Annotated in this window: 15 protein-coding genes; 9 read left to right on the top strand and 6 right to left on the bottom strand. The window is 61.3% G+C overall.

Going from position 1 to position 18475, the window contains the following annotated elements:
• Positions 1–150 precede the first annotated feature (150 nt).
• The 7 genes from cpdA (at position 151) to BLS08_RS04150 (ending at position 8215) form a co-directional block, all read left to right on the top strand.
• Entirely contained in the window at positions 151–972 is an 822-nt protein-coding gene (cpdA, locus tag BLS08_RS04180; protein ID WP_394327930.1) for a 3',5'-cyclic-AMP phosphodiesterase, read from the top strand.
• Between the two features lie 61 nt (positions 973–1033).
• Positions 1034–1645: a YqiA/YcfP family alpha/beta fold hydrolase gene (locus BLS08_RS04175; protein WP_017678636.1), complete on the top strand. Its 612-nt coding sequence runs from the start codon at positions 1034–1036 to the stop codon at positions 1643–1645.
• Between the two features lie 15 nt (positions 1646–1660).
• Positions 1661–3559 (top strand): DNA topoisomerase IV subunit B, encoded by a 1899-nt coding sequence (gene parE, locus BLS08_RS04170; protein WP_017678635.1) that lies wholly within the window; start codon positions 1661–1663, stop codon positions 3557–3559.
• A complete protein-coding gene (locus BLS08_RS04165; protein ID WP_055984279.1) occupies positions 3559–4542 on the top strand; it encodes an esterase-like activity of phytase family protein in 984 nt (327 codons plus the stop codon). The genes parE and BLS08_RS04165 overlap by 1 nt, the downstream gene beginning before the upstream one ends.
• A gap of 35 nt (positions 4543–4577) precedes the next feature.
• Positions 4578–5063: a retropepsin-like aspartic protease family protein gene (locus BLS08_RS04160; protein ID WP_186351334.1), complete on the top strand. Its 486-nt coding sequence runs from the start codon at positions 4578–4580 to the stop codon at positions 5061–5063.
• Between the two features lie 7 nt (positions 5064–5070).
• Positions 5071–7320 (top strand): DNA topoisomerase IV subunit A, encoded by a 2250-nt coding sequence (gene parC / locus BLS08_RS04155; protein WP_055984285.1) that lies wholly within the window; start codon positions 5071–5073, stop codon positions 7318–7320.
• A 172-nt stretch (positions 7321–7492) separates the two neighbouring features.
• Positions 7493–8215 (top strand): PqiC family protein, encoded by a 723-nt coding sequence (locus BLS08_RS04150; protein WP_055984288.1) that lies wholly within the window; start codon positions 7493–7495, stop codon positions 8213–8215.
• A 79-nt stretch (positions 8216–8294) separates the two neighbouring features.
• Here the strand turns inward: BLS08_RS04150 and BLS08_RS04145 are convergent, their stop codons facing one another.
• From BLS08_RS04145 to msbA, 6 genes are all read right to left on the bottom strand, one after another.
• Positions 8295–9506 (bottom strand): acyl-CoA dehydrogenase family protein, encoded by a 1212-nt coding sequence (locus BLS08_RS04145; RefSeq protein ID WP_055984291.1) that lies wholly within the window; start codon positions 9504–9506, stop codon positions 8295–8297.
• Between the two features lie 14 nt (positions 9507–9520).
• The gene (locus BLS08_RS04140; protein WP_055984294.1) at positions 9521–10792 is read right to left on the bottom strand and encodes an acyl-CoA dehydrogenase family protein; all 1272 of its coding nucleotides are present in this window, start codon (positions 10790–10792) and stop codon (positions 9521–9523) included.
• Positions 10793–10946: 154 nt separating this feature from the next.
• A complete protein-coding gene (gene hldE, locus BLS08_RS04135; protein WP_055984297.1) occupies positions 10947–12368 on the bottom strand; it encodes a bifunctional D-glycero-beta-D-manno-heptose-7-phosphate kinase/D-glycero-beta-D-manno-heptose 1-phosphate adenylyltransferase HldE in 1422 nt (473 codons plus the stop codon).
• Between the two features lie 44 nt (positions 12369–12412).
• Entirely contained in the window at positions 12413–13849 is a 1437-nt protein-coding gene (locus BLS08_RS04130; protein ID WP_055984300.1) for a PIG-L deacetylase family protein, read from the bottom strand.
• Between the two features lie 3 nt (positions 13850–13852).
• On the bottom strand, positions 13853–14749 hold the full coding sequence (locus BLS08_RS04125; RefSeq protein ID WP_055984303.1) for a GNAT family N-acetyltransferase: 897 nt from the start codon (positions 14747–14749) through the stop codon (positions 13853–13855).
• A complete protein-coding gene (msbA, locus tag BLS08_RS04120; RefSeq protein WP_055984306.1) occupies positions 14749–16578 on the bottom strand; it encodes a lipid A export permease/ATP-binding protein MsbA in 1830 nt (609 codons plus the stop codon). Before msbA ends, BLS08_RS04125 begins: the two co-directional genes overlap by 1 nt.
• A 224-nt stretch (positions 16579–16802) precedes the next feature.
• Here msbA and BLS08_RS04115 point away from each other — a divergent pair, with 224 nt between their 5' ends.
• A complete protein-coding gene (locus BLS08_RS04115) occupies positions 16803–17654 on the top strand; it encodes a lipopolysaccharide kinase InaA family protein (protein WP_055984309.1) in 852 nt (283 codons plus the stop codon).
• A gap of 183 nt (positions 17655–17837) precedes the next feature.
• A complete protein-coding gene (locus BLS08_RS04110; protein WP_045733922.1) occupies positions 17838–18443 on the top strand; it encodes a BUD32 family EKC/KEOPS complex subunit in 606 nt (201 codons plus the stop codon).
• Positions 18444–18475: the final 32 nt, after the last annotated feature.

The following is an 18475-nucleotide window of genomic DNA, read 5'->3' as shown; positions in this document are numbered from 1 at the left end:
CGTATTGTTTGGGCGGCCCGCCCTGCCTGACGACTGTCGCGAACGATGGCAAAAAGCGCTTCTGGCGTTTTTTCTGTGACCTGCGTCCGCTTCCCGGGTTTTCCCTTTGCTGCGGCAACCACCATAATTCACCCGATTGCGCCCTAGGAGATGGTCTTGCCGAGCCTGCCCACCCAATCCACTGATTCCTCGGTACTGCTGGTGCAGTTGTCCGACAGTCACCTGTTCGCCGAAGCGGACGGCAAGCTGCTGGGCATGGATACTTGCGACAGCCTGCAGCGGGTGATCGAACGGGTCCTGCAGGAACAGCCGCAGATCGACCTGATTCTGGCTACAGGAGATCTTTCGCAGGATGGCAGCGAAGCGTCGTATCAGCGTTTTCGCCAACTCACCTCAGCCATCGACGCACCAACCCGCTGGCTGGCCGGCAACCATGACGAAATCCCTCCCATGCAGGCCGCCTGCCAGGGCAGCGAGCTGCTGGAGCCGGTGATCGACCTTGGTGCCTGGCGCATCGTCATGCTCGATTCATCGATCCCCGGCGCGGTGCCCGGTTTTCTTGCCGACAGTCAACTCGAACTGCTCGAACGCGCCCTCAGCGAAGCGCCGCAGCGCCATCACCTGATCTGCCTGCACCACCATCCGGTCTCCATCGGCTGCAAGTGGATGGAACCCATCGGCCTGCGCAACCCCGACGCCCTGTTCGCCGTGCTCGACCGCTACCCGCAGGCACGCACCGTGCTCTGGGGGCATATCCATCAGGAGTTCGACCAGCAGCGCGGTAATCTGCGCCTGCTCGCCTCGCCTTCGACCTGCGTGCAGTTCGCGCCGGGCAGCGAGGTGTTTCAGGTGGACAGCGAAGCCCCCGGCTATCGCTGGCTGCGCCTGCATGCCGACGGCAGGCTGGACACCGGTGTATCGCGCGTCACCGGCATCCACTTCGAAGTGGACTACAGCGTCAAGGGTTACTGACATACCCCCAATCAGCTTGAAGCTTGCAGCTTGAGGCCCCGGACGAGTAGCCTCCCGCTCCATGACCGCATCCATCCTCTATATACACGGCCTGAACAGCTCGCCAGCCTCGCACAAGGCCAGCCAGTTGAGCCGCGCCATGGCCCACCTGGGCCTGGAAAACCAGTTGCGCGTACCTGCCCTGCATCATCATCCGCGCCAGGCCATCGCCCAGTTGCAGGCGCTGATCAGCGAACTCGGGGCGCCGGTGCTGGTGGGCAGCTCCCTGGGTGGCTACTACGCCACTTACCTGGCCGAACAGCATGGACTCAAGGCGCTGCTGATCAACCCGGCCGTGCAGCCGCACCTGCGTTTCGACGGCTACCTGGGCCCACAGAAGAATTACTACAGCGACGAGACCTGGGACCTCACCGAGGATCACGTCCACGCGCTGGCCGAACTCGACGTTGCAGCGCCGAACGACCCGGCGCGTTACCAGATCTGGCTACAGACCGGCGACGAAACCCTCGACTACCGTGACGCCGAGCGTTACTACCGCGCCTGCGCCCTGCGCATCCAGGCCGGGGGCGACCACGGCTTCCAGGGCTTCGCCGAACGCCTGCCGACACTCTTCGCTTTTGCCGGCATTAACGCCACACTTTGGCGCGATACCGACTTTTCCGCATTCAATTGACGACCAAGAGACCCTATGGCCCAGCAGAACGCCTATAACGCAGACGCCATCGAAGTCCTTTCCGGCCTCGACCCGGTGCGCAAGCGCCCGGGCATGTACACCGACACCACACGCCCCAACCACCTGGCCCAAGAAGTCATCGACAACAGCGTCGACGAAGCCCTGGCCGGGCACGCCAAGTCGATCCAGGTGATCCTCCACGAGGATAATTCGCTGGAAGTGCTCGACGATGGCCGTGGCATGCCGGTGGATATCCACCCGGAAGAAGGCGTACCGGGCGTCGAGCTGATCCTTACCAAGCTGCATGCCGGCGGCAAGTTCAGCAACAAGAACTACCAGTTCTCCGGTGGTCTGCATGGCGTCGGCATCAGCGTCGTCAATGCCCTGTCGACCCGCGTGGTGGTCACCGTCAAGCGTGACGGCAACGAATACCAGATGAGCTTTGCCGACGGCTTCAAGGCCAGCGAGCTGGAAGTCATCGGCAGCGTCGGCAAGCGCAACACCGGCACCAGCGTGCATTTCTGGCCGGACGCCAAGTACTTCGACTCCTTCAAGTTCTCCATCAGCCGCCTCAAGCATGTGCTCAAGGCCAAGGCCGTACTCTGCCCGGGCCTGAACGTCAGCTTCGAAGACAAAGCCTCGGGCGAGAAGGTCGAGTGGCATTACGAGGACGGCCTGCGCTCCTATCTGGTCGATGCCGTCAGCGAATTCGAGCGGCTGCCGGCCGAGCCCTTCGTCGGCAGCCTGGCTGGCAACAAGGAAGCCGTGGACTGGGCCCTGCTGTGGCTGCCTGAAGGCGGCGACGCGGTGCAGGAAAGCTACGTCAACCTGATCCCCACCGCGCAGGGCGGCACCCACGTCAACGGCCTGCGCCAGGGCCTGCTCGATGCCATGCGCGAGTTCTGCGAGTTCCGCAACCTGCTGCCGCGTGGCGTGAAACTGGCCCCGGAAGATGTCTGGGAACGCATTGCCTTCGTTCTCTCGATGAAGATGCAGGACGCGCAATTCTCCGGCCAGACCAAGGAGCGCCTGTCCTCGCGCGAAGCCGCCGCCTTCGTCTCCGGTGTGGTCAAGGATGCCTTCAGCCTGTGGCTCAATGCCCATCCGGAAACCGGCCTGGCGCTGGCCGAACTGGCCATCAGCAACGCCGGCCGCCGCCTCAAGGCCGGCAAGAAGGTCGAGCGCAAGAAGATCACTCAAGGCCCGGCTCTGCCCGGCAAGCTGGCCGACTGCGCGGGGCAGAACCCGCTGCGTTGCGAGCTGTTCCTGGTCGAGGGTGACTCCGCCGGCGGCAGCGCCAAGCAGGCACGCGACAAGGAGTTCCAGGCCATCATGCCGCTGCGCGGCAAGATCCTGAACACCTGGGAAGTGGACGGCAGCGAAGTCCTGGCCTCACAGGAAGTACACGATATCGCCGTGGCCGTCGGTATCGATCCCGGCTCCAGCGACCTGAGCGGGCTGCGCTACGGCAAGATCTGCATCCTTGCCGACGCCGACTCCGACGGCCTGCACATCGCCACCCTGCTCTGCGCCCTGTTCGTGCGTCACTTCCGCCCGCTGGTGGATGCCGGTCACGTCTACGTGGCCATGCCGCCGCTGTACCGCATCGATCTGGGCAAGGAGATCTTCTACGCCCTCGACGACGCCGAGCGCGACGGCATCCTCGACCGCCTGGTGGCCGAGAAACGTCGCGGCAAGCCACAGGTCACCCGCTTCAAGGGCCTCGGCGAGATGAACCCGCCGCAGCTGCGCGAAACCACCATGGACCCCAACACCCGACGTCTGGTGCAACTGACCCTGGATGATTTCGAAGGCACCCGCGAAGTGATGGACATGCTGCTGGCGAAAAAACGCGCCGGTGATCGCAAGAGCTGGCTGGAAACCAAGGGCAACCTGGCCGAGGTACTGGCCTGATGCGTAATCACCTCCTTGCACTCGGTCTGTTGGCCGGCGTCGCGAACGCCGAGCCAGTGGTGCTGGAAGAGCTCAAGCTGGAGGCCGAATACCCGGTGACGGAAATGCCGGGCGGCAACCTGTCCGGCCTGGCCCTGTGCGGCGAAACGCTGTGGGCGGTTTCCGACCGTGACGACGACCGCCTCTATCAACTGCACAGAGAGGAAGGGCTGCTGCGCGCCGAAGCAGAAACCTTCGTCGCCCCCGAACCGCCCGAGAGCGCCCTGCCCTGGGGCCTGCGCATGCGCAACTGGGTGGCCGGCCTGGTACGCGGTGGCGCACTGGATTTCGAGGGCCTGGCGTGCGACGCACAAGGCAACCGTTACCTGATCAGCGAAACCCGCGCCGCCGTGCTGCAGGTGAGCAGCAACGGCAATGCGCAGTGGCTCAACCTGCCCAGCGGACTGGTGCGCCAGGCTCGCGCCAGCGGCATGCTGCTGCACTTCAACCAGGGTTTCGAAGGCATCGCCATCGATCCGGCCGGTGATCGCCTGTGGCTGGCTGCCGAACAGCGCCGCCGCGGCCTCACTGTACTGCATCGTCGCGGCAGCGGCTGGCGCTGTACCGGCGGCTGCGTGCTGACCAGCGAAAGCGGTGACGAAGCGTCGCCCGAAGCGCTCGGCGGCCATATGGCACCACGCGACTTCTCCGGCCTGGCCTATTTCGGTGAAAAGCTCTTTACCCTTGAGCGTCAGGCCCACCGTATCTGCCGGCGCACACTGAGCGACGGTGTCGCGGAGATCTGCTGGTCCTTCGCCAGCGAAGCCCTGAGCGAACCACGCCGCTACGCACCGGACTACGGCATGGCCGAAGCGCTGTGGATCGACAAGGATGGCGCCTGGATCGGCGTCGACAACGGCAGCCAGACCCGCGCCGATGGCGAAGAGCGTCCCATCGTCTGGCGTTTTGCCGCGCCCAAGGGCGGCTGGAGCCGGCGCCCGTGAGCGAACAGACGCCGGGCCGTCGTGCCGGACGAGTGATGTTGGTGCTCGCCTGGGGCGCCGGCCTGCTGCTGGCCACGCACTTCTTCGGTAACTGGGAAGATCGCCAGCGCAACCCCAACCAGACACCGCAGTCGGTGCATGGCGATGGTTTCGTCGAGGTGAGCCTGGCCAGCAGTCGTCAGGGTCACTACCTGGTCAATGGCCAGATCGATGGGAATGACGTGACCTTCCTGCTCGACACCGGCGCCACCCAGGTGGCAATACCCAGCGCGGTGGCCGAGCGTCTTGGCCTGCAACGCGGCGCGCCGATCATCATCAGCACGGCCAACGGCCGTGCCACCGGGCATCGCACACGTCTGGACAGACTGCGCCTGGGCGATATCGAACTGCGTGACGTCGCCGCACTGATCGCCCCAGGCATGGACGGCGACGAAGTGCTGCTGGGCATGAGCGCCCTGAAACAACTCGAATTCAATCAGAAGGGCGGCACCCTGGTGCTGCGCCAATCAACCTTGCAATGAGGCCCGCATGAGCGAATCCCTCGATTTGAGCCTGGAAGGCGTTGAACGCCGGTCCCTCGCCGATTTCACCGAGCAGGCTTATCTCAACTACTCCATGTACGTGATCATGGATCGCGCCCTGCCGCACATCGGCGACGGTCTGAAGCCGGTGCAGCGGCGCATCGTCTACGCCATGAGCGAGTTGGGCCTGGACGCCGACTCCAAGCACAAGAAATCCGCGCGTACCGTCGGTGACGTGCTCGGTAAGTTCCACCCGCACGGCGACAGCGCCTGCTATGAAGCCATGGTGCTGATGGCGCAGCCGTTCAGCTATCGCTACACCCTGGTGGACGGTCAGGGCAACTGGGGTGCACCGGACGATCCCAAGTCCTTCGCCGCCATGCGCTACACCGAAGCGCGCCTGTCGCGCTATTCGGAAGTGCTGCTCTCGGAACTCGGCCAGGGCACCGTCGACTGGGTACCCAACTTCGACGGCACCATGAACGAGCCGGCGACGCTGCCGGCGCGCCTGCCCAATCTGCTGCTCAACGGCACCACCGGCATCGCCGTGGGCATGGCCACCGACGTGCCGCCGCACAACCTGCGCGAGGTAGCGGCCGCCTGCGTACGCCTGCTGGACGAGCCGGGCGCCACGGTCGAGCAGCTGTGCGAACACATTCAGGGGCCGGACTTCCCCACCGAAGCCGAAGTCATCACGCCCAAGGCCGATCTGCTGAAGATCTACGAGACCGGCCGCGGCTCGGTACGCATGCGCGCCGTCTATCGCATCGAGGACGGCGATATCGTCGTCACCGCCCTGCCGCACCAGGTGTCCGGGGCCAAGGTACTGGAGCAGATCGCCGCGCAGATGCAGGCCAAGAAGCTGCCGATGGTCGCCGACCTGCGTGACGAATCCGACCATGAGAACCCCACGCGCATCGTCATCATCCCGCGCTCCAACCGCGTCGATGCCGACGAACTGATGACCCACCTGTTCGCCACCACCGATCTGGAATCGAGCTACCGGGTCAACACCAACGTCATCGGCCTCGACGGCAAGCCGCAGGTCAAGGACCTGCGCACCCTGCTGACCGAGTGGCTGGTGTACCGCGTCGGCACCGTGCGCCGTCGCCTGCAGTTCCACCTGGACAAGGTGGAAAAGCGCCTGCACCTGTTGGAAGGTTTGCTGATCGCCTTTCTCAACCTCGACGAGGTGATCCGCATCATCCGCACCGAGGACCAGCCCAAGCCGGTGCTGATGGAGCGCTTCGGCCTCACCGACGTGCAAGCCGACTACATCCTCGACACCCGCCTGCGCCAACTGGCGCGCCTGGAAGAGATGAAGATCCGCGGCGAGCAGGACGAACTGGCCAAGGAACGCGAGAAACTGCTGGCCCTGCTCGGCAGCGAAGCCAAGCTGAAGAAGCTGGTACGCAAGGAAATCATCGAGGACGCCGAGAAGTACGGCGATGACCGCCGCTCGCCGATCGTCGCCCGCGCCGAGGCCAAGGCCCTCTCGGAAACCGAGCTGATGCCGACCGAGCCGGTTACCGTGGTGCTCTCGGAAAAAGGCTGGGTGCGCTGCGCCAAGGGTCACGACATCGACGCCACCGGCCTGTCCTACAAGGCTGGCGACGGCTTCAAGGCCGCCGCGCCGGGGCGCTCGAACCAGTACGCGGTGTTTATCGACTCCACAGGCAGGAGCTATTCGCTCGCCGCCCACAGCCTGCCGTCGGCACGCGGCCAGGGCGAACCACTGACCGGTCGTCTGACGCCACCACCAGGGGCGACCTTCGAATGCGTGATGCTGCCGGAAGACAGCGCCCTGTACGTCATCGCCTCCGACGCTGGCTACGGCTTCGTGGTCAAGGGTGAGGATCTGCAGGCCAAGAACAAGGCGGGCAAGGCGCTGCTGACTCTACCCAACGGTGCCAAGGTGGTCGCACCCAAGCCAGTCAGTAACCTGGAAGACGACTGGTTGGCCGCGGTGACTACCGAAGGTCGCCTGCTGCTGTTCAAGGTCACCGATCTGCCGCAACTGGGTAAAGGCAAGGGCAACAAGATCATCGGCATTCCCGGCGAGCGCGTAGCCTCGCGTGAGGAATATCTGACCGATCTGGCCGTGCTGCCCAGCGGCGCCAGTTTGGTTTTGCAGGCCGGGAAGCGTACCCTGACACTCAAAGCCGACGACCTCGAGCATTACAAGGGCGAGCGCGGCCGCCGCGGCAACAAGCTGCCGCGAGGATTCCAACGCGTCGACCAACTGCTGGTGGAATAGCGTCGGTAACACGCCCCGTTCGTCCGGGATATCCGCGCTACCAGCCAGCAGGCAAGGCTGGAGTCGTAGCGCGGTTTGACGGATGATACGCGCCCCGGGTCATGCACAAATGACCCCACAGCATGATATGGGATCGATATGCAGCTGCCCCAGAAGCGGCTGCCTGGAATTAATGATGACTGTAGTACGCCCTATGGCGCTGCTTCTGACCACGCTGCTCGCATTGAGTGGTTGCAGTCTGCTGCAGCAGAAGCCGGTTCCCCTTTACCAACTTGACAGCGGCCAGGCCGTGACGCCGACCAAGGACAATGGCGTGACCGTGCTGGTCGGCCCGATCAGCGTGGCCGACTACCTGCGCCAGCAGAATCTGCTGCAGCGTCAGGCCGACGGCAGCCTGGTCGCAGCTCAGGACGCTCGCTGGGCCAGCGGCCTGGCCAATGACATCGACCAGCAGATGCTGCGCCAGCTGGCCTGGCGCCTGGACAGCCAGCGCCTGGTTCTGGCGCCGGCGGCACCAGGCTTCAGTGCCGATGCACAGGTCATGCTGACCATCACCCGCCTGGACTCCGGGCCAACCCAGCCGGCCGTACTGGAGGCGCAATGGCGCCTGCTCGACCGCCGCGGGCAGCTACGCGACAGCCGTCTGATCCGCCTGGAAGAGCCGCACAACGGCCCTCTGGCCGAACAGGTCAAGGCGCAGAGCACCCTGCTGCAGCGCCTGGCCGCTGAACTGGCGGTGGCCATTCAACCCATCGCTGCAGCCGAGCCTACCCCCGAGCCGCCGCGCAAGAAGCCTCCAGTGGCCAAAGCCAAACCGCAGGACCCAGCCGCTGCCGGGCCGAAGATTCCGGTGGCGGAACCGATCAAGATCGATACGGAAGTCTTCCGCTTCTAAGAGAAAGCCCGCAGATGCGGGCTTTCTCTTGTAGGGTGCACCACGTGCACCAAGCTCGCGGCGGATTGGATTACCTTGATTACTTGAGCTCGCTGGAACTCTTGCCCAGCAGGCGCCGGGCGACGATCAGCAACTGAATCTGCTGGGTGCCTTCGAAGATATCGAGAATCTTCGAGTCGCGCGCCCACTTCTCCAGCAACTCATCCTCACCGTAGCCCAGCGCACCGGCCAGCTCCACGCACTTGAGCGTCACCTCGCTGGCCACACGCCCGGCCTTGGCCTTGGCAATCGAGGCCTCTTTCGAATTGGGCAACTTGTTGTCAGCCATCCAGGCAGCCTTCAACGTCAACAGACGCGCGGCCTCCCATTCCGCCTCCAGGCGATACAATGTGGCCTCGGCATGGGTAACGCTCAGCAGTGGCTTGGCGTAATCAAAGCGGCAACCGGCCTTGCTCAGCAATTCACGGGTACGCTCCAGCGCCGCGCGCGCCACGCCGACCGCCATGCCAGCAACCAGCGGCCGGGTGTTGTCGAAGGTTTCCATGACCCCGGCAAAGCCCTTTTGCACGTCGATCTCGGCGTTGCCCAGCAGGTTGGCCGCCGGCACCCGACAATCGCTGAGGCTGATCGAAGCCGTATCGGATGCCTTTATCCCCAGCTTCTTCTCCAGACGTGTAATCGTCATCCCCGGCGTGCCCTTCTCCACTACAAAGGACTTGATCGCCGCACGCCCCAGACTTCTGTCCAGCGTGGCCCAAACCACCACGGCATCGGCGCGCCCGCCGGAGGTGACGAAGATCTTCTCGCCGTTGAGGATGTAGTGGTCGCCATCCTTTACCGCCGTGGTGCGAATCGCCGCCGAATCCGAACCACAGCCCGGCTCGGTAATGGCCATGGCCGCCCAGGTCTTGCCGAACCGCGCCTGTTGCTCGTCATTGGCCACCGCAGCAATGGCCGCGTTGCCCAGCCCCTGACGCGGCATGGCCAGCAGCAGGCCGACATCGCCCCAGCACAGCTCAATCACGCCGAGCAGCGCAGCCATGTTGCCACCATTCTTGATGCCTGCCTGCTGCTCACGTGCTGCCCCACGCTTGCTGGCCGAGCCGGCACCGACGGCGTCGGGCGAGCCCTCGTTCATGCCGTCGAGCAGCGCGGCGAGCAGGTCCAGCTCCTTGGGATAGGCGTGCTCGACCTGGTCGTACTTGCGCGAGATCGGCCGGAAATAGTGCTTGGCCACCTGCTGCGCCTGCTGCTGCAGGCCGCGGAATTTCTTCGGGGTTTCCAGATTCATGGTTGCCTGCCTGTTCAGAGATGAAGGCCGCCAGCGAGCACCGCCAAGCTGCGCAGGTCGCGATACCAGCGCTCGACCGGGTGCTCCTGGGTAAAACCATGGCCACCGAGCAGCTGCACCGCGTCGGAGCCGATCTTCATCGCCTTATCCACGCAGAGCAGGCGTGCCAGGTACGCCTCACGGCGAAACGGCAGACCAGACTCTGCACGGGCGCAGGCACGCCAGAGCAGCAGGCGCATGGCGTCCAGCTCGATGGCGATGTCGGCCACCATGAAGGCCACCCCCTGGCGATGACTGATCGGCTCGCCGAACGCCTGGCGCTCGTTGCAGTAGGTCGTCACGTAGTCCAGTGCCGCCTGCGCCGTACCGACTGCAAGGGCACAGAATGCCAAGGCCGAATAATCGAGAAAGGCCGGAAAGTCGAAGCCATCAGCTGCCAGACGGCAATCGCTAGAAACCTTGACGCCTTTCAGCTCAATACGTGTCAACCCACAAGCCTTGAGCCCCATGCCCGGCTCGGCACGGCGACAGACACCTTTGCTCGCCGCATCGACGATAAACAGCGCCGGGCCATCAACTGCCTGCGCGCTTACGATCAATCGACTGGCAGCCAGACCGGCGATGACCAGCGCCTTCTCCCCATCGAGCAGATAGTGCTTGCCGCGCTTGCGCGCCCGCGTCGCGGGTTGACCAGCATCGGTCAATACGCCGGGCTCTGTTACCGCCAACGCGAAGCCTGGCGCGCCCTGTTCACTGACGAATGCCGGCAACCAGGCAGCCTGCTGCGCAGAGCCTCCCCAGCGCCGAATGCAATTGGCAGCAGACAGCGGCACCAGCAAGGCCGCGGCCAGAGAAAAGTCGCCCTGCGCCAGGCTCTCGGCGATCAGCGCGTTGCTGAGCACGGTGCACTCCCCAGCAAGACCACCTTGCGCTTCGGCAACACCATAGTGTGCCAGGCCCAGTTCATGCGCCTGATTGAGCAGTGCCGCAGGCACGTGAGCCTCGGCGTCGGCCCCGTGCGCAGCCGGGCGCAGAACCTCCAGCGCGAAGCTCTGGAGCATGTCCACCAGCATCTGCTGTTCTTCGGTCAGTGACAGATCAAACAGGTCGTCGGCCGCCGCGCGCGGCTTGTTGCTGGTGCCGCCGGCGGCCAGGCGAAAACTGGCGCGGCTACCGCTGTAGACGAGCTTCTCGAAGGATTTGCGTACCTTGAGGCGGTCTGGCCAGTCGGCCTGGGCCAGCTTGCTCAGTACGCTCAGGGCCTGGCCCTGGGTATCGACGATCATGGCATCTCGCTCCACGTGAGAGATGCCATCGATGATGCGCTGCCGACTGACGCACGCCTATGACCCTCAAGACGCGGCGCGGCGGCAATCGGGTCAAGCCATCGCCAGGGAAACGTACTGGCTGAGCAAGACCTGCGCCTTGCTCAGCCAGCCGTCATTTGCTGCGAATCTTCTCGACGATAGCGGTGGTGGAGCTGTTTTCCACCAAACCGAGCACACGCACTTCGCCGCCATAGGCCTGGACGATATCGGCACCTACCACCTGATCGATACCGTAGTCGCCGCCCTTGACCAGCACATCCGGCTGCACCTGCTTGAGCAGGCGCTCGGGCGTGTCTTCACCGAAGCTCACCACCCAATCCACCGCCCCCAGGCCGGCGAGCACTGCCATGCGCCGGTCGACGGCATTGATCGGACGCCCCGGACCTTTCAGGCGGCTGACCGAGCCGTCATCGTTGATCGCCACGATCAGACGATCCCCCTGCGCGCGCGCTTGCTCCAGATAGGTCACGTGGCCGGCGTGAAGGATGTCGAAGCAGCCGTTGGTGAAAACGATCTTCTCGCCATGGGCGCGGGCGTCGTCAATGGCGATCAGCAACTGATCCAGGCTCAGTACGCCCCGCTCGGAACCTTCTTCACGCTGTACCGCGCGACGCAGCTCGGGTGCGCTGATGGCGGCAGTGCCCAGCTTACCGACAACGATGCCGGCAGCCAGGTTGGCCAGGGCCACCGCCAGCGGCAACTCTTCGCCCGCAGCAATGGAAGCTGCAAGGGTAGAAATCACCGTATCGCCTGCGCCGGTGACGTCGAACACCTCGCGAGCACGGGCTGGCAGGTGCAGCGGGGCGTGATCCGGGCGCAGCAGGGTCATGCCGTGCTCGCCACGGGTCACCAGCAGGGCCCCCAGCTCCAGTTCGCGCATCAGCGTGGCACCCTTGCTGACCAGCTCGGCTTCATCGGCGCAACCGCCAACGATAAGCTCGAACTCGTGCAGATTGGGGGTGATCAGGCTGGCGCCACGGTAGATGGAAAAGTCCTTGCCCTTGGGATCGGCCAGCACCGCAATGCCCTTGTTGCGCGCGGCCTGGATCAGCACCTGATGATTCTGCAGCGCACCCTTGCCATAGTCCGATAGCACAAGCACCTTGATCCCATCGAGCAACGTATCGACCTCACGCGCCAGGGCGACGGTGTCGGTGTTGAACGGTTCCTCGAAGTCCATACGCAGCAGTTGCTGGTGACGGCTCATCACCCGCAACTTGACGATGGTCGGCTGGTCGTCGAGGCGCTGGAAATGAGTTTCCACGCCGGCGCCATTCAGGCTGTCGCTGAGGCTTTCGGCGGCTTCATCATTGCCGGTCACGCCAACCAGCAAGGCCCGCGCACCGAGTGCGGCGATATTCAGGGCTACGTTGGCAGCACCGCCGGGACGATCCTCGATCTGGTCGACACGCACCACCGGAACCGGCGCCTCCGGAGAAATCCGCGAGGTGCCGCCATGCCAATAGCGATCGAGCATCACGTCGCCTACCACCAGAACGGCGGCTTGGTCATAGCGGGGCATGGTCAGCTTCATGGGAGCTCCAGAGCAAAAAATGGAGAGGATAATAACATGGCCACTCAGTCAACCCGAGCATCCCTATCGGGTAACGCGCGCACCCAGAACAGCTCATGACGACGTACTGCCTTGCGGAAGAAATCATCCTGGCCGACTTCGGGCCAACGCCGCCCAGCCAGTACCCACTGAATTAAGCGACGAAGGCGTTTTTTGAGAGGCAATGGCGTCTGCAAATCATGCTGCATGGCCAACGCCTGCGCCTTGTCCATCCGCACAGAATCTTTCAGAAGCGGGCTCCACAGTCCATCGATCGATAGGCCTGTATGGCAAGGGGGCAACGATATGCCATTGCCAACAGGCCCCATGGGCCAACGATCATTATCATATAGGTGATTGGCATAGAGCAGACGCACCTCAGGGCTCCATTCACTCAGGGCAACTGCCTCGTCGAGAAGCTTGCTGGCCTGTATATGATCAGGGTGAGGATCAAGTTCCGGATGAGGTAGAACCACTACCTCAGGACGAAAAGCAACAAGCAGAGTAGCCAGATCACCAACAAGGTTCCGCCACGATGGCACTCCATCGAGATCGCCAGGCAAAGTAATAGGATTGAAACGGCGCACACTGCGTATATCCGACTCACCCGACTCCAGAGACGGGAAAGCCTGCTCTGGAGCCGAGGCCATGGGCGTCAGCTGAAGACAATAGTACCCCAACTGCACACACCTGCTTGCAGGCACGCCCCCCCACAGCGGAACAGCCAGGCTACTCCAGCTACGCAGGCGCCCCTTGAGACGGGCCGCCGCGGCCCTGTCGAGGCCCATGCGTGCATAGTTATGAGCCTCGATTTCACCTTGAGTGAGCGTCACAATGCAGGCCTCATCACTTCGACTATAGAGACCAAAGGCAGCAAGCTCGGCATCGTCCGCATGTGGCGCAATGACCATCACGCGTCGCATTGCATAATCGGGGTTTGAAAATGCGTATAACCGTACTTCAGTCGAGAGCCGGCAAAACCGCGTACGCAATCGCAGTTTTCCGCTTTGCAGCTCGGGCAACAGACCAGAAATATTGAGGTAACGCCGACCACGCGCGCCCTGCTCGAAATCCTGCCTGTCAAGTATTGCCTCAGCACAGATCAGAATATGGGGGTCTAGCCAGCGTCCCAGCCAGGAACTATGGATGGATACTTCAAGAATGAGCGTGTCCATCGCATTCGTAAGATCGACTGTATCCAGAGCTATCCGCCCCTTGCTCAATGTCCCGGTAGCGACTTGGCTCGAAGCAGGAAATGAATACTGATAGTCGTCTCGCGGCGAGTAAAAGAGATGGTCAGAGAACCAAGCCTCGTGAGCAATCCAAGCCAAGAGTAGAAGTACTGGCAGACTACTCCAGCCAGCAAACCAGTCCAGCGCCACCATAATCGGTAACGCAACAGCCATAGTAATGCGCTTGTTGCGCCGATGACGGCGCAACAGTCCTTGCTTACGTGTTTCCATTTTTTATGTCCGAAACGCGGCAACCCTGCTGCACCAACGATCCTTGTACTCTCGATCGGCTCTGCCGAAAGAGTAGCGCAATGCCTTTCCTTGTTGTCGAGCGTCAGACCATGCAGCTTGAGTATTGATGAAGCTCAGGACACTGCCCGGACTGAGGTGTTGAGCACGAGGGTCGACTCCGCCATTGATGTACTCGTAACTGAGCCAGTTTGGCGACTCAACCCTGTACAACACCTGAACAGCAGTAGGAACACCATCCAAAATCAGCAGGGAGCCTTGAAGCAGCTCGCGCAACAACGCAAATACTTCACTCAGATGGCCTTTCCCCGGCACGGGAAAGCCCCAGCGTCGCTCGAACAGTTCGGTATAGATAGCGGCGAAGTCATCTGGAGCGAACTCGCCCACAGAGCGTACTGTACCGCCGGCCTCCTCGAACAGGCGTAGCTCACGCCTCTGGTTATAGCGAAACTTCTTCGAAAGCTCCTCAGGGGCTCGTGCCATCGCCAACTGCTCTTTCTGCAGACGAAGCCCTGGAAAAACCACCCGATTAAGTTCGGAGATGTAGCTCACCTCATGCCGCAACGGTGCTCGTGCGTCCACAGCGGCAGGGAGAATGATTTCAGCATTGCCAAGGTCAAAGAGTTCACGCTGCCCTTTGCTCTTCAGAACCTTGCGCGAAAGTGCGAGGTAGCGCCCCCATGTAGGAATGGCAGCCTGAATTTCGCCCCCAACAAAGTATCCGAGGTAACGCACGGGTATACCGGCAAGGCCAGAAAGCCGCTCGACCACTAGCGGGTGGGTAATGACGCTCCCTCCGAATCGAGCCCAGGCTAAAGCATAGTCCGCGGCCTCGATCACGTCCCAGCCACGCTCCCTCCAGAAACGCAGATAGCCCAGCATCAAGTATCCTGCTCGATTGAATTATCAGTGCCAGCGTCTTCAAATTGCGTGGAATGCAAGCGAGCGTAATATCCATTACGCTCCAACAACTCGGCATGACTGCCGCGCTCGACGATCTGCCCCTGGTCCATCACCAGAATCAGATCAGCCTTCTCGATGGTGGTCAGGCGATGCGCGATAACCAAAGTGGTGCGGCCCTGCATCACCTGATCCAGTGCGGCCTGGATATGCCGCTCGGACTCGGTGTCGAGCGCCGAGGTGGCCTCGTCGAGGATCAGCACCGGCGCATCCTTGAGCAGCGCCCGGGCGATAGCCAGGCGCTGGCGCTGGCCGCCGGACAGCAGCACGCCGTTCTCGCCGACCAGGGTGTCATAGCCTTGCGGCATCTTCTCGATGAACTCGGCGGCATAGGCATCGCTCGCCGCCTGCTGAACGGCTTCGAGCGGTGCGCCAGCCAGGTCGCCATAAGCGATGTTGTTGCGCACCGTGTCGTTGAACAGGGTGACGTGCTGGGTAACCAGGGCGATATGGCGGCGCAGGTTGCGCAGGGTGTAATCCTCCACATCCACCCCATCGAGCAGGATGCTGCCCTGCTCGTGGTGATAGAAACGCGGAATCAGGCTGGCCAGGGTCGACTTGCCGCTACCGGAACGCCCGACCAGCGCCACCATCTGCCCCGGTTCGGCGACGAAGGAAATATTGTTCAGAACGGGCTTTTCCGAGCCGGGGTAGCTGAAACTTAGCTCCTTTACTTCCAGTCGGCCGCTGACGCGCTCGCGCTCCTGAGTGCCGCGGTCGACCTCCGGCTCCTCGTCGAGCTGCTCGAAGATGCTTTCGGCACCTGCCACACCTTTCTGGATGGTCGAGCTGACCTCGGACAGTTGACGAATCGGCTTGGGCAATAGACCCGCCAGAGTGATATAGGCCACCAGATCACCCGCCGAGGCATCACCACGCAGCCACAGGACAAGAAACATCAGCACAGCCATGGCACTGTAGATCACCAACTGCAGCGAAGGCGTATAGACCGCGTTAGTCTTGACCATCTTCAGCTGCTTGAGCTTATTCTCCTCGCTGGCACCGAGAAAGCGCTGTTTCTCGTAATCCTCACCACCAAAACTGCGCACCACGCGGTAGCCCTGGATGCTCTCGGAGGTGACGTGGGTGACATCACCCATGCTGGCCTGGATCTTCTTGCTCTGCTTGCGAAATTTCTTACTGGTGCTCGTCACCATCAGACCGATGACAGGCAGGATAGCCACCATCACCAAGGTGAGCTTCCAGTTCATCCACAGTAGCGTGGCAAAAAGGAACACTACGGTCATCCCTTCACGCACCACGACCTTGATCGCATCGGTAGCAGCACCGGTTACCATGGTCACGTTGTAGGTGATGCGGGAAATCAGGTGACCGGAGTTGTGACTGTCAAAATAACGGTTGGGTAAGGTCAGCAGATTGTTGAACAAAGCAATACGCAGATCCTGTACCAACCCCATGGAGACCTTGGCAAGATAGTAATTCCCAAGAAACGAGCCGATACCCTGCCATAGCGCGATCAGAACGATCAGTAACGGCACTGCCTGCAACAGCTTTAGTTCAGCAAGCCAGGGCGCATGCTCAAGCACCCAAGGCACTCCAGCAAACAGACCGGCGTCGGGATTGCTCAGCCCGTCGACAAAGAACTTGAGCATGTACCCCAGCATCGGCTGGGTAGAAGCGAAAATTAGAAACCCGACGAGACTGATGGTGAACAGTCCCCAGTAGGGAACTACGTAGCGCAACAATCGCAGATAGACTTTCAGGCTCGATTGTTGGGTAGGATTGGCCATTCAGCTCGTCTCACAGGCAGGATTAGCAAGAGGCGATTGTACCAGCACTGCCTATTTAAGCGCCCAGGCGCATCAGAAGTTTTGCCATCATAGTGGCATTCAGAGGCACCAACTCGTAGACGCCACATCAAAATGCCACTACGATGATCTGTTATGCCCCAATACAGCGAAGCCGCTCGCACCTCAGTAGACAAGGACCCCCAGTAGTGATCTCTCACGGATGGATGAGCAAAAGCAAGCATCACGCCCAGCAGCTCCAGAACACAACTCTTTACGCGACAGATACAGAGACTGGAAAGTCATTGAAAAGCCTCTGGCCGCAGATCAGGGAATTGCTCTCAAAGCGCCGTAAAACGGGAGAAAAGCGGCTTGCACGCCCCCTCACCCGAGAAACAGCAAGCGCGCTTTTCATCAAGGCATCCACAATAGACAGCATTCCTGCGCGAATCAGAACAACGCTAGGGATCAGGCGCCGATCAGGCCTATATGATTGGGTTCTTGAAGAGCTAAACAATCACGCAGAAGCGCAGAAGCGAACTACGCTGGTTCCCAAATTGCTTGGCTACGGCCTGGTTCGCCAGCGTAGCGGTTTGGTTACCGAGGTGTTTTTGAATTATGAAAATCTAGCCGACTGGCTTGATGGCTTCGACTGGCTGCAGCAAAACCCATCGCAGGCCAATTCATTCGCAGAAGCCTGCCTGGAACTGATCACACAACTCAATCAGTCAGGTATCTACCACCTAGATCTTTGGGCGGGGAACGTCATGATTCACGAGGGCAATCTTGAAGACCTGAAGGTGATTGACCTGGAAAATTGCTACATTGGTGACAACCCTCACTCCAGTGAAACGCTGGGCTTTCAGTTTGCTTTCTTGTACCAGCATCAGCTACACGACTTCATAAGCGAGTCGCTCTATGATCAGCTTGTAAGCACGCAACTTGCCAGACTTAAAGGCATTGAACAATCTCGTTTTCGACTCTTCTATGATCACTTCAAGCACCACGGCGCAGATCGCAAGGAACGTCACCTCATCCCCAAAACCGGGCAGCTAGAGAGACTCAAACCAGCACACTGAGCCAAGGCCGGCTTTCGGGCTCTGAGGACCGACAAAAGACAAGGCACGATCAGTGGCCTAAGCGGACAATTTTACGTACCCTAGCAGGCTAAATTTTCATGCCTGCCATACGCGAACACTCAAGACAGCACGAGTGACGAAAACTTGGCAGGCGTAAACATCCAGCATTAGAAAACGATTGATATGACCACCGCTCAGCCACTAACGCAAGAGGCATTCCAGAAGCTAATTCAGGGCGCAGAGAGCATTGAAGAAGATAGCCACGGCCCGAAGGTCTATCGTTTTGAAAATGGCGAATATTTGAAGGTCTTCAGACGCAAGCGCTTACTGTCATCCGCCCTACTGCGCCCCTACTCGCAACGCTTCTGGGAAAATGCATCACGATTAGAAGAGCTAGGTATACCCACGGTGCAACCTCTACAGTTGTTCAAGCTGGCAACAGCAGGCTGGACTGCGATCCACTACAAAGCACTGCCGGGGGAAACACTGAGGGATCTGTTCACTCAGCATGGAGAACTTTCAGCCTCCCTGTTTGAACAGCTAATCGAGCTGTTCAAAGATCTGCATCGCAAGGGTATCTACTTTCGCTCGCTACACCTAGGCAACATCGTTCGCACACCCGAAGGGCAACTGGGCCTGATCGATATCGCCGACCTACAGTTTCTTGCAGGCCCACTGTCCAAGGACAAGATCCGCCGTAATCTTGCCCACTTCGAGCGCTACCTCAAGCATAACGGGCTAGCCGACTTCCCCTTCGACACCCTTGCAAACCGCGTAAGCCAGCCCTAAACAACGTCACCAAATCGTGAAAGGCCCATGAT

This window comes from Ectopseudomonas chengduensis, from assembly GCF_900102635.1.
Lineage (GTDB): Bacteria > Pseudomonadota > Gammaproteobacteria > Pseudomonadales > Pseudomonadaceae > Aquipseudomonas > Aquipseudomonas chengduensis.
Note: the sequence above shows the minus strand (reverse complement) of the source record. Positions and strands in the feature narration are given on the sequence as shown.

Bases quoted from the DNA above. Each gene is read 5' to 3' on its own strand.
- hldE (WP_055984297.1), bottom strand. From the start codon at position 12,368: ATGAAGCTGACCATGCCCCGCTATGACCAAGCCGCCGTTCTGGTGGTA.
- BLS08_RS04145 (WP_055984291.1), bottom strand. From the start codon at position 9,506: ATGAATCTGGAAACCCCGAAGAAATTCCGCGGCCTGCAGCAGCAGGCG.
- cpdA (WP_394327930.1), top strand. From the start codon at position 151: ATGGTCTTGCCGAGCCTGCCCACCCAATCCACTGATTCCTCGGTACTG.
- BLS08_RS04110 (WP_045733922.1), top strand. From the start codon at position 17,838: ATGACCACCGCTCAGCCACTAACGCAAGAGGCATTCCAGAAGCTAATT.
- BLS08_RS04115 (WP_055984309.1), top strand. From the start codon at position 16,803: ATGAGCAAAAGCAAGCATCACGCCCAGCAGCTCCAGAACACAACTCTT.
- BLS08_RS04140 (WP_055984294.1), bottom strand. From the start codon at position 10,792: ATGATCGTCGATACCCAGGGCCAGGCCCTGAGCGTACTGAGCAAGCTG.
- BLS08_RS04130 (WP_055984300.1), bottom strand. From the start codon at position 13,849: ATGGAAACACGTAAGCAAGGACTGTTGCGCCGTCATCGGCGCAACAAG.
- BLS08_RS04165 (WP_055984279.1), top strand. From the start codon at position 3,559: ATGCGTAATCACCTCCTTGCACTCGGTCTGTTGGCCGGCGTCGCGAAC.
- parE (WP_017678635.1), top strand. From the start codon at position 1,661: ATGGCCCAGCAGAACGCCTATAACGCAGACGCCATCGAAGTCCTTTCC.
- BLS08_RS04175 (WP_017678636.1), top strand. From the start codon at position 1,034: ATGACCGCATCCATCCTCTATATACACGGCCTGAACAGCTCGCCAGCC.
- BLS08_RS04160 (WP_186351334.1), top strand. From the start codon at position 4,578: ATGTTGGTGCTCGCCTGGGGCGCCGGCCTGCTGCTGGCCACGCACTTC.
- BLS08_RS04125 (WP_055984303.1), bottom strand. From the start codon at position 14,749: ATGCTGGGCTATCTGCGTTTCTGGAGGGAGCGTGGCTGGGACGTGATC.
- msbA (WP_055984306.1), bottom strand. From the start codon at position 16,578: ATGGCCAATCCTACCCAACAATCGAGCCTGAAAGTCTATCTGCGATTG.
- BLS08_RS04150 (WP_055984288.1), top strand. From the start codon at position 7,493: ATGATGACTGTAGTACGCCCTATGGCGCTGCTTCTGACCACGCTGCTC.
- parC (WP_055984285.1), top strand. From the start codon at position 5,071: ATGAGCGAATCCCTCGATTTGAGCCTGGAAGGCGTTGAACGCCGGTCC.